This window comes from Neobacillus sp. (genome assembly GCF_031988165.1).
Classification (GTDB): domain Bacteria; phylum Bacillota; class Bacilli; order Bacillales; family Cytobacillaceae; genus Neobacillus; species Neobacillus rhizosphaerae.
In genome coordinates, this window is the sequence record NZ_DALZYO010000073.1 from 1 (window position 1) to 10,678 (window position 10,678).

The following is a 10,678-nucleotide window of genomic DNA, read 5'->3' on the forward strand; positions in this document are numbered from 1 at the left end:
TGGTAACCAATGAAGACTATTGGTGACCGAAATCGAGGAAAAAACGAAAAAGTGGAAACCAATGAAGGTTATTGGTGACCGGAATCGGGGAAAAAAGATCCAATACCACCTGGCCAAAAATGTCTATAAGAGGCTTTCTAAAGGACAACCTCACAGTCAGCTGTCCAAAAATGTCTATAAGCCTGCTTCTAAAGGACAAAATCCACAGTCAGCTGACCCAAAATGTCTATAAGTGAGCTTCTAAAGGACAAAACCCACTACCACCTGGCCAAAAATGTCTTTAATAGTTGTCGTTTTAGAAACACAGTTCTGTATTGTCCAACAGCGCCAGATACTGCTCGCAAAGGTATTCACCACAGAGAAGCATGACTTTATTCATTTAGTTTTTCTTTAATCAACTGGATAATCGTTTCGTAAAATGAAAGCTCGTGCGGGACAAACTGCTTTTTCCCAACCATCATGTCGATAGCTAGTTTTTCCCCGTTATTATTAATTTCAAATCCTTTCATGTTTATTTCTTGTTTTTCTCCCATCCAAAGGTCAGTAAAGTCAGCAAATTTAACTTTGACGATTCCTGAAACTTCTTCTTTTTGTAAGGTAAATTCATCAAAGGTCAGATTTTTTTTATATAAAAATGTGTGTGCAAGTTCCTTATCAATTAATTTTTCATGATCGACACAATAATTGATAATACCTAATGGAATTAGCTCAGTAAAAGCAACCTCAATTCCTAATTCTTCTTCAATCTCTCTAATCCCATCCTCTACCGTTTCATTGGCTAATAAATGTCCAGCTGCCGTAATATCGAAAAGATTCGGATGGTCCTTTTTCAGGTCACAGCGAAGCTGAAGGTAAAGGTAATCGATCTCATCCTCACGGCTAACAAACCAGCAGTGGAAGGATTCGTGCCAAAGGCCGAATCGGTGCACTTCTTCCCTTGTTGCCACTCCAATAGGTTTTCGCTTACTATCAAAAATTTTTAATTGCTCATTCTCCATTATTAATTCTCCTCATATATAAGTATTCTATATATATAGATTTTCTATGTACATTTAGAATAATATATTCATCCTTTTCATGCAACTAGTTTTGCTTGCTAGGGGGGAGCTATTTTCAAAAGTAATAGGTTTCATATGAATAGCATTCTTTTGAAACCATCCTTGACCATTCCCCGTATTAAAAGAAAGAACCAAAGTGAAAGGTGAGGGATGACAGATGCAAGAAAGATTAATAAAAGAAAAAATGGAAGCTTATAAAGACATCTACTCGCAGTTGTATTCAGCATTAAAATGGAAAGCAGATAAGCGCACCCTCATGTTGATTGCCGGCATGTATGTATCAACCTCAAAAGAGTTTCACTTAAAAAGGTATCTGGATATTGCCGATTATATTAAAGACAATGTAGGGGCTTTCTCCTATTTAAAATCTACGCAGCGTTTTAGTATCGCTGCAACATTGGATACGACAACAGATGATCCAAAAACAAGCTTTCATCGTTTCATTGCCATTTATGAAAAGCTAATTGAAAATGGCTTCAGCCGTAATGCCTATTCCTATATTTCAGCTGGTACTCTCTTAAAAGTGGAACCAATGCGAATCGATGAAATCGTTCAGAAAACAGGGGATATTTACAAAGGGATGAAAAGACACCACTTTTTTCTGACGAATTCTGGTGATTATCCTTTAGCATCAATACTGGCTCAATGTGAAAAAGATTCGGAAAAAATTGTTAGCAATGTGGAGGAGTATTACCAGGTTCTGCAGGAAAAAGGTTTTTCAACCGGGAATGACCTGCAATTTTTAAGCCACATTCTGGCGTTGAATTCAGAATATAGACCAGATGAAAAAGCAGAACATTGCTTGGAAATAAAAGAACTGCTCGACAATTCCAAACAAAAAACCAAGAGAGTTTATTATCCATATATCGGCATGCTTAGCTTTTTAGAAAACAGGGAAAGTGAAATAAATAGCCTCCTTATGATAAATGAAGACTTGAATCGGGATAAACTCTTTAAATGGAACAAAGAGATTAATTTTATGATGAGTGTCCTATTATTGATGAGTGCAATGACAGCAATAGGAGATGCAGCCAGAACAGGTTTAAGTATTTCGATTGAAACTCTCATCCAAGCCCAACAAGCGGCAATGACCGCAAGCATCACGGCTGCAACAGTGGCAGCCAGCAGTTCCAACGGTAATACGTAATTATATTAATATTTTATTAAAAAAGGGGGAGATAGAACGAATATTGCAGTTAAATATTTTCATCCATTCTCTTCCCCTAAAGAGATTTTTAGAAAAGTGGTCAAATAATCAACGTTTGTAATTTTTTTATTGCAGTTAGAGCTGTCGAAGCAGATGAAGTTACCAATTGCTTTGTAGTAATCTGGGTTCTTAGACTTTTTCGCTTTTGTAATGGTTGATATATAAGCAACTTTACCGAAACGTTTACAGAACGAACACATATTATCCTTGCTTAACAAAGTGTATTTACATTCAATCCCGACCAATTTCTCATTTAATGGGTAAACAATAAATTTTTTGTTGGTACTGATATCCGTCCAGCTTAAGTAGGTTAGTTGCTCGGGAGAAATTTGCGATAAATCAGGAACCTTTAATTTCTTGGTTTTAGGAAACATCTTTTTAATCTGTTGGTCGGTTAGTTTGGGAAAGGGTAATAGAAAGCTTGATAGTTGTTGAATATAGTGGTCAAATTCATAATCCGTTTTCCACTTCATCAGGTCCAGCATTTCCGTTTGTTCACTAGTTACATCTGGAAAGAGTTCTATAATTTTGGCATTAGCGAGCTCTCTTACTGCATTAATAACGGTCGGATCAGAGTTCTTTTTGTAGCTATCCTTTATCAATGCCACTTGTTGTTTTATAAAATTGAAATGCTCATTCTTAATGAATTTTCCAGTCATGGTAAACCACCTCAATACATTTTAAAGTAAGTACATTTTTATTTTAGAAAAAATTCTCACTGAATAAAATGGAGAGAATGACTTAGAAACGTTTTTTACATAAGAAAACACTGATGATTGAAATCATCAGTGCTTTTTATGGGAATAAACAATTTTTTTAATCGTTTCGATTGACAGGAAATGCTCTTCCGCTAATTGATGAATACTGTCCCCGTTTTTGAAAGCCCTTTTAATTGAGGCATTTCGGTCATCAATTAACTTTCTTCCCCCCGAACAACTGCCCCATTTCCGATAAGTTGTTGCTGGTTTGGGAATGTAGATGGTTTCCCCTTGAACATATCTTTGAATTTCTGCAATCAGCTTTTCAGGTAATAGGTTGTTTGCATTTACATATTTCATGGTTTGCCAGCCCCTTATTTTTAGTTAGATAAATAAGGTGCAAAGCCAGATATTAGAAATGATATAAAAGCTTACCTGGGCGAATTTTTTAGATAAAGGTCCGCCCCATGCAAAGTTTCGCCTTTCCAACACTTGGCTTTGCATGAGTTGCTGCAGTATCTGGCAATCTAGACTGATTCCCCATGAGTAAACACCCCCTAATGTTTGAAAATAGCTGTATTATAATTACCCTATTCAAGTAATGACTAATACTATTCATTATAAAATATCTTCATCTCGTATGGCTAGGATTGAAGTTTAATAAAAAAAAGTTTTGAGGAAAAACCTTGCGAATATAGGTGCAATTATTTGTTTAATCGTTGGCAATGAGGTCATGACCCGATTTTTTTTATTCATTTTTGGTCACCAACTAGGCTTATGAGGGCAAAATTCCCTAAGTCAGAACCAAATTTTTCTTCATAAGGGGTTCATGAGGACAGAAATCTATCAAGGCGTATTTTCTAAAATGTTTCGGATTTTATCGGTATAAGTCTTGGCCAAATTTTTAGTAGTGTATTCAAAATTTTTCATACTTGCCTTTTTAGGAATCCCCATTTTAACTAATTGATTATCGAGTCTTTCTAGTATAAACCGTGGATCTTCGTCGTTTTTAAATCCGCCGTATTCTTGAGCAGATAAATCGATTTTGGTTCTGTCATTCAATTCTATGATGTAATAAAAATCCCCTTTTGAGTGGCCATCCTGTTTCTTTTCATACACGCCAGCGTTAATCTTTGTGATATCTGAGTAGATGTATGATTTGCCCATAGGGGAGAGAAATGAATGGTCAATTATCTTGTTTTTGGTTAAAATTGTAACATTAGAAATTATTGAGTAAAGCAAAATGATATTGAATATTCCAAATATAGGGAGAAATGATTTTCTATATCTTTTAAGAAAGGTAGAAACCCAGCTTCTTAAATCTTTATAATAAAGGCGATCGTTTTCTTGAAATAAAAACCGTTTTCACTGAATTAAAGTTTGCTGATGTAAAAGTCAATGCTTAACAAAAAGGCGAACAGCGCTTGTCACTGTTCGCCTTTTCGATTCAATACTCTCTGACAAAATACATTTTTAAAGATAGTTATATTTAAAACTTTTCTTAAAGTCGAATCGTTAAACAAGTTGAGGTGAGAATTTTGATTTCGGATTGTGACTTAGTCATTGAAATTAAAGCAGGCAGTCATTCCGCAATGGAAGTGCTTGTGAAACGCTATTATCAACAAATTTACTCATTCATTTATCGGAAAACCGGCAATAAAGACATAGCATACGACCTTACTCAAGAGGTCTTTATGAAAATGTTGAAACACATACATACCTTCGAGGAAAAGGCCCAATTCAAAACGTGGCTTTATACAGTGGCTGTTAATCATTGCACGGATTATTTCCGCTCAAAATCGTATCAAGTATCAAAGATGACGGAGGAACTAGAAGAGCAGCATTCTCCTGATTCATCTGGGGTTCCCTATATTTTTGAAAGAAAAGAAAAGCGCAAGGAGATCAAGGATGCCATCCATTCACTTCCTGATTATCAGAGTGACACGATTATATTGAAGTATTATCACGACTTAAAAATTAAAGAAATTGCACTGATTATGGAGACGAGTGAATCTACCGTGAAGTCAAGGCTCCGTCAAGGAATGGAAAAACTAAAGGGACTTTTACAAAGAGGTGATGACGTTGATCAAGCCAAATAATCACGAACTGGAAGAGTGGTTAAACGAATTTAACATTGAGTATCCAAACGAAGAAGAAATTGATCAAACCATTGCAAAACTGCACCAATATGTTCCTGAAAAGAAGAAAATACAACACACCCCAAGGCTTTTTCAACATGCATATAAAGAATTACTGGCTACTACCCGTTTGTTCTGGATCACCAATTTGATTTATTTAGTCACAGGGATAGGATTCATTTTCTTGGGTGGTGGAAATCCATATATGACTTTATTTCTCCTTGCCCCCTTGCCAGTATTAATCAGCTTAATCGATGTTTTCCGCGGCAGGGATGAAGGAATGATCGAACTGGAATTATCATTTAAGCATTCTCCTTCACAATTAATACTCTCGAAATTAGCGATTATAGGATTGTTTAATCTTGTCTGCAACGTGCTATTAATAGCAATAATTAATATCTTCACTGAGCCCATCCTATTAAGCTCGCTGTTGAAATATTGGGTGGTACCATATATGATTTCGAACGCATTCTGTTTATTTTTATCCATTAAATTTAGAGCGGTGTTTGCAGCACCGATTTCCATTGCGATTCTGTTCACATTTGGCATGGCGATTAGTCAAATGGAATCGGTTTATGAAACAGTCCCTGTTGGAATATTCCTGTTCCTTTTAATAGCCGCCATTTTTGTACTGGGACTTGAAATTAAAATGATTCACAAAGGAGCCTACCATGAATTTAGCGATAGAACACTTAACAAAAAAATATGGTAACAATCATGCGATAGAGGACTTTTCATGCGGATTTTCGAACGGTGTGTACGGAATCTTGGGCGCGAATGGATCGGGTAAAACAACATTGATGAGAATGCTGGCCACCGTTACAACACCAACCTCAGGCACAATCCATGTTAATGGAAAAAATATTGTTGACCTAGGGGATGATTACCGGGATATGATTGGTTATCTTCCTCAACATATTGGACTTTATAAAAATTTCACGGCAGAAAAATTTTTGCATTACATCGCTGCCTTAAAAGGGCTCAATAAAAAGGCTGCAACCTTAAAAATAGAAGAGTTATTGGAATTAGTTAATCTCAAGCAAGTTCGCAAAAAGAAGGTTGGAACTTTTTCAGGCGGGATGAAGCAGCGGATCGGAATTGCCCAGGCATTATTAAATGATCCCAAAATTTTGATTGTCGATGAACCAACAGCAGGCCTTGACCCGAAGGAACGAATTCGTTTCCGCAACCTGCTTTCATCCATCAGCGGTGAGAGAATTGTATTATTGTCTACTCATATTGTGTCAGACATTGAATTCATAGCAAAAGAAGTATTAATTTTAAAAAATGGCAGGCTGCTTCATAAACGGAATCCTCAGGAATTGCTGGATGAGATTGCTGAAAAGGTATGGGTCGTAAAAGCTGCCGAATCGGAAATACCGCGATACCAGGAGCTGTTTAAAGTCGGAAATATTGTCCGTAGTGATGGCGGAGTGGAGCTGCGTATTATTAGTGATGACCGGCCATCTCCTGCTGCGACCGTAACGAACCCTAATTTAGAAGATTTATATTTATACTTTTTCGAGGAGGATTTCGATGCTGCAGCTGTTAAAGTTTGAGTTATACAAGATTTATAAGCAAAAGAGTATTTATATCTTATTTGCTTTGCTGATTGCGATTATGAGTACGGGCGGTTTCGTGAATCGCAGTAATGAGCAGCCTATTTATCAGGAATACAAGAGATGGGAAGGGAAAATAACTGCTGATAAAATAAAAGAACTAGATAGGATAAGAGGGGAAATCGATAAAAAAACAGACTCTACACGAGAGCTTACATTTAAAGAGAGAATTATGTACAGTATTGCAATGGTTAATGATCAACAAACAAATTTTACCGATGATCGAAACAAAGAAATTGCATTGTTGAAGGAAAACATCAAAGAGGCACCATCTGGGTATGAAAAAAGGGAAGCAGTGTTAAAAAAAGACATGCTCTCGAGGGTTGATACTTCTGATTTTTATTATCAAAAAGGGCCAGGCATAATGATGGACATGATTTATACATTTGGATTTGTCATAACGGCTTTTATGACGATTATCGGAATTGGGACGATTTTTTCAAAGGAATACAGTTCGGGAATGGACCAGTTTTTACTGAGTTCAAAATATGGGCGTTCCAAAGCTGTTACCGCCAAAATACTGGCCTCACTGATATTTATTCTATCAGTCATTATTGTTTGGAGTTTGTATAGCTTTGCCATGGCTACCTATTCATTTGGCATGCATGGCTGGAAATCTTCCCTGCAATGGATTATCCAATTTAATGAGTCGCCCTATCCATTTTCATTGTCAAGTACCTTTGCCGTTATGATGACGATCCATGTGATCGCTGCCCTCGCCTTTGGATTAATTGTAGTATTCATCTCGGCAGTAAGCAGAAAGGTGACGGTATCTCTACTGGCAAGTGGAGTGATTTTTGGACTTCCTCTCGCCTTGGATACAGTGCTTGACTTTGGAGGGACGAAAAAAGTTTGGGTTGACCGGTTCATTTCCTTTTCCGTTTATCAATTTATGAAAGTGAAAGAACTGTTTGCGGGATTTAGAACTTATAACCTTTTCGGCATCCCTGTCCTTCAGCCCATTTTGGCTGTGGTCCTGTCAATTATCTTAATCATTTTGTTCTGGTATATGACAAAATGGGTAATGAGGAAGAAACAAGTTACTGTATAACTACAAGAGAAAAATAGTACAAGAAACAGATCTTGCGATTAGAAAAGGTAGTTGATAATGGAGTGTACATCATGCCTGCAAAGTTATCAGAAGCCTACAATTTAATCCCATAGAAAATGGTAGACAATTGAATAAAGCCATGATCATGGGGTGAAGAAAATCATTACTATTGAAGCCGGAGAAATAAAATGGAGGTCAACCAGAATCACTGGTTGACCTCTATTTTTAATGAGTATAACTTTTATAGAGACATTTGAAAATGGACTGGTTCTCATCTTTTTTGTTAATAAATGTTGATGTTATTTTAGTTACACTAGTCTGTTAGTTGAAGGATAGTTAAGGTTGAATTGTGTGAATTTACAAAAAATAAAGCAGTAATTGATAAAAAAATGGTACAATTTTCTTTAATGGATATAAAAGGAGGCGTTGTTTTATGAAAATGACGATGGTACTTAACGGGGTTGAACTTTATTAAAAGGGAGAACGTATCATTGCCCCTAAAAACTACGTGATCCCTATTAATAGGAGGATCATATTATGAAAAAGGAAGAGCAACAGAATCTAATTACAGTAGTAATTGACAAAGTGAGTTTTCAGTTACAAAAGACTCATGATTTTTTTTGGTTAAAGAATTTAGGGGATGTTTTTTGTGTGTTCGATCAACAAGATTCAGGTAATATTAGTTTCGGATTAGAAAGTAATAACAAAAAGTTTTTTGTGAAATATGCTGGAGCTAAACCTATAGAATTTTCTGGTAATTCAAAAGATGCAATTGACCGTTTGATAGAGGCGATACCAGTTTATAAAAAGTTAGAGCATCCACATTTAATAAAATTGATAGATCATTTTTTCATAGAGAATGGGTATGCAGCAGTTTTTGAATGGTTCGAAGGTGAATGCTTGCATTCACATTGGTCATTTGGTGGAAAGGCCAAGTATACTCACCCTGAGTCTCCGTTCTATCGATATAAGAATCTTGAAATTGAAAAACGTTTAAAAACCCTTGATACAATTTTTTCCTTTCACACTTATGTGGAATCACAAGGATTTGTTGCCGTAGATTTTTATGATGGAAGTGTTCTATACGATTTCAAGAATAATGAAACAAAAATATGTGATATAGATTTTTATCGTAAATCACCTTCTGTAAATGATTTAGGGGAACATTTTTGGGGGGCAAATAGAACAAAATCTCCAGAGGAGTACGAGCTTGCATCCCCAATTGATTCTATAACAAATGTTTTTAACATGGGAGCAATAGCTTTTGGGTTATTAGGTGGCGAAATGGATCATTCATTTTCAAAGTGGGAAGCTTGTCAGAAGCTATATAATGTAGCCATAAGAGCTGTCGAAAAGGATCGGGATAAACGATACTCAACGATTAAAGCATTTTATGAGGCCTGGAAGTTCGCTTTAAAATAATTAATACAATGGGCGATTCTTCGAAAGAGGAGGTCGCCTTAATTTATACCTTGTAAAAATTTATAAAAATTCTTCGAGAGGATAAAATGAATGGAAAAAATAAATGTAATCATTACTAGTCTTGTAGACAAAGGCATCATAAAAAATGATGAAATAGAATTAAAGAAATTAACAAGTGGTACGACAAATGGAATTTTATATACTCTATCTAATAATGGGATACCGAAATATGTAATAAAAATGGACCAACCTAAACTGATAACTACAACAGAGAAATTTCTCCAAACTTATAAAGATGTAAAATTATTACCTAATGTACTTTATACAGATGAAAAAAAAGAATTTATTGTATACTCTTATCTTTCTGGAGAGACCCATTTTAATCGTGGTTCTAAATTAAAATGGATGACTATTTTAATTGAGGAATTATTAAATAAATACCAAAAAGTAGACAAAGGCATTCACTGGGGTAGAGTTAATGGAATACAGAGAAATTCATGGGCAGACTTCAATTTAGAGAGTTTGGAATTCGCCCAAAAATATATAAGCGATTTATTACCAAATGAGGAACATAAAAAAGTAGAGATATTGGTTAATAAATTGCAAACGTACGAAAATCAAGAAGAGAAATATTATCTTCATGGAGACGCTGGTGTTCATAATTTTGTATATCAGAACAATCATTTAAAAGGGGTTATTGACCCTTCACCTCTAATCGGTCCAAAGATTTATGATTTTACTTATGCATTTTGCTCTTCCCCAGACAGTTTAAATTTAAGCACCCTATTCTCATCATTTTCATTGTTGACCCAAGATACCCCGATTACTAAAGAAAGACTTTTGGATGAGGTTCTCTTTCAGTTATACACACGGATAGGAGTTTGTATTGAAGTTCACCCGCATGACTTAAACAATTATATTAAAGCGTGGAAAGAATGGAAAGATTACCTTCCAATTAATTAGAAGTTCTTATTATACGGGGATATAATTAAGGAACGGATAGTTGAATAGAAATTTAGTTGTTTTTAGATTTTTAAAGTAAAATATACTTATGCAAATTTTAGTTAAGGGAGTGAGAGTATGTTTCCTTTATTAGAAACGGAACGATTAATCTTAAGAGAATTAGTTGAAGATGACGCCCAAGATATTTTAAATTGTTTTTCTAATGCGGAGGTATTACGTTATTACGGACAAAAATCACTAACAAGTTTAGATCAAGTGAAACAAATTATTAGAAATTTTTCGGCGAATTACGATGAAAAACGTGGTATTAAATGGGGAATTGAACAAAAAGAAACATGTAGTATTATTGGAACTATTGGATTTCAAGATTGGTCTATTGAACATAAAAGAGCAGAAATAAGCTATGCACTTTTTCCTGAAAAATGGGGTAATGGATATGCAAAGGAAGCAGTTAATAAAGTCATTTCTTATCAAAAAAGTGGCGTAAAACCCCTTTCTTCAGAAATGGGGATATAAGCCATG

11 protein-coding genes and 1 pseudogene are annotated in these 10,678 nt (G+C 35.4%); 8 read left to right on the plus strand and 4 right to left on the minus strand.

Going from position 1 to position 10,678, the window contains the following annotated elements; genetic code table 11:
- Positions 1–371: 371 nt before the first annotated feature.
- Positions 372–998: an NUDIX hydrolase gene (locus tag RTR43_RS24840; protein ID WP_312476564.1), complete on the minus strand. Its 627-nt coding sequence runs from the start codon at positions 996–998 to the stop codon at positions 372–374.
- Positions 999–1,215: 217 nt separating this feature from the next.
- Between RTR43_RS24840 and RTR43_RS24845 the strand changes: the two genes are divergently transcribed.
- Positions 1,216–2,205 carry a DUF4003 family protein gene (locus RTR43_RS24845; protein ID WP_312476567.1) on the plus strand — a complete coding sequence of 330 codons (990 nt, stop codon included), beginning with the start codon at positions 1,216–1,218 and terminating at the stop codon, positions 2,203–2,205.
- Positions 2,206–2,264: 59 nt separating this feature from the next.
- Here the strand turns inward: RTR43_RS24845 and RTR43_RS24850 are convergent, their stop codons facing one another.
- The 3 genes from RTR43_RS24850 to RTR43_RS24860 form a co-directional block, all read right to left on the minus strand.
- Positions 2,265–2,924, minus strand: coding sequence for a FusB/FusC family EF-G-binding protein (locus RTR43_RS24850; protein ID WP_312476571.1), 660 nt, complete (start codon positions 2,922–2,924; stop codon positions 2,265–2,267).
- A gap of 126 nt (positions 2,925–3,050) precedes the next feature.
- Positions 3,051–3,323 (minus strand): CD3324 family protein, encoded by a 273-nt coding sequence (locus tag RTR43_RS24855; protein WP_312476573.1) that lies wholly within the window; start codon positions 3,321–3,323, stop codon positions 3,051–3,053.
- A gap of 486 nt (positions 3,324–3,809) precedes the next feature.
- Complete coding sequence (locus tag RTR43_RS24860) at positions 3,810–4,082, minus strand: hypothetical protein (RefSeq protein ID WP_312476577.1); 273 nt, start codon at positions 4,080–4,082, stop codon at positions 3,810–3,812.
- A 419-nt stretch (positions 4,083–4,501) separates the two neighbouring features.
- On the opposite strand from RTR43_RS24860, the gene RTR43_RS24865 reads away from it, so the two are divergent.
- From RTR43_RS24865 to RTR43_RS24895, 7 genes and pseudogenes are all read left to right on the plus strand, one after another.
- Positions 4,502–5,062, plus strand: a complete 561-nt coding sequence (locus tag RTR43_RS24865) for an RNA polymerase sigma factor (RefSeq protein WP_312476580.1) — start codon at positions 4,502–4,504, stop codon at positions 5,060–5,062.
- On the plus strand, positions 5,046–5,813 hold the full coding sequence (locus RTR43_RS24870; protein ID WP_312476584.1) for an ABC-2 family transporter permease: 768 nt from the start codon (positions 5,046–5,048) through the stop codon (positions 5,811–5,813). The genes RTR43_RS24865 and RTR43_RS24870 overlap by 17 nt, the downstream gene beginning before the upstream one ends.
- Positions 5,773–6,660, plus strand: coding sequence for an ABC transporter ATP-binding protein (locus RTR43_RS24875; protein WP_312476586.1), 888 nt, complete (start codon positions 5,773–5,775; stop codon positions 6,658–6,660). Before RTR43_RS24870 ends, RTR43_RS24875 begins: the two co-directional genes overlap by 41 nt.
- Positions 6,638–7,771, plus strand: a complete 1,134-nt coding sequence (locus tag RTR43_RS24880; protein ID WP_312476589.1) for an ABC transporter permease — start codon at positions 6,638–6,640, stop codon at positions 7,769–7,771. Before RTR43_RS24875 ends, RTR43_RS24880 begins: the two co-directional genes overlap by 23 nt.
- 537 nt (positions 7,772–8,308) lie before the next feature.
- Positions 8,309–9,193 carry a protein kinase family protein gene (locus RTR43_RS24885; RefSeq protein ID WP_312476592.1) on the plus strand — a complete coding sequence of 295 codons (885 nt, stop codon included), beginning with the start codon at positions 8,309–8,311 and terminating at the stop codon, positions 9,191–9,193.
- Between the two features lie 90 nt (positions 9,194–9,283).
- A complete protein-coding gene (locus RTR43_RS24890; protein WP_312476595.1) occupies positions 9,284–10,156 on the plus strand; it encodes a hypothetical protein in 873 nt (290 codons plus the stop codon).
- A 117-nt stretch (positions 10,157–10,273) separates the two neighbouring features.
- Positions 10,274–10,627, plus strand: a pseudogene (locus RTR43_RS24895) (GNAT family N-acetyltransferase); the annotation flags it as partial.
- Between the last annotated feature and the right edge of the window lie 51 nt (positions 10,628–10,678).

What these genes read in the sequence shown, in the direction of transcription:
- RTR43_RS24840 (WP_312476564.1), bottom strand. Translation starts at nt 998, where the DNA reads ATGGAGAATGAGCAATTAAAAATTTTTGATAGTAAGCGAAAACCTATT.
- RTR43_RS24845 (WP_312476567.1), top strand. Translation starts at nt 1,216, where the DNA reads ATGCAAGAAAGATTAATAAAAGAAAAAATGGAAGCTTATAAAGACATC.
- RTR43_RS24850 (WP_312476571.1), bottom strand. Translation starts at nt 2,924, where the DNA reads ATGACTGGAAAATTCATTAAGAATGAGCATTTCAATTTTATAAAACAA.
- RTR43_RS24855 (WP_312476573.1), bottom strand. Translation starts at nt 3,323, where the DNA reads ATGAAATATGTAAATGCAAACAACCTATTACCTGAAAAGCTGATTGCA.
- RTR43_RS24875 (WP_312476586.1), top strand. Translation starts at nt 5,773, where the DNA reads ATGAATTTAGCGATAGAACACTTAACAAAAAAATATGGTAACAATCAT.
- RTR43_RS24880 (WP_312476589.1), top strand. Translation starts at nt 6,638, where the DNA reads ATGCTGCAGCTGTTAAAGTTTGAGTTATACAAGATTTATAAGCAAAAG.
- RTR43_RS24885 (WP_312476592.1), top strand. Translation starts at nt 8,309, where the DNA reads ATGAAAAAGGAAGAGCAACAGAATCTAATTACAGTAGTAATTGACAAA.
- RTR43_RS24890 (WP_312476595.1), top strand. Translation starts at nt 9,284, where the DNA reads ATGGAAAAAATAAATGTAATCATTACTAGTCTTGTAGACAAAGGCATC.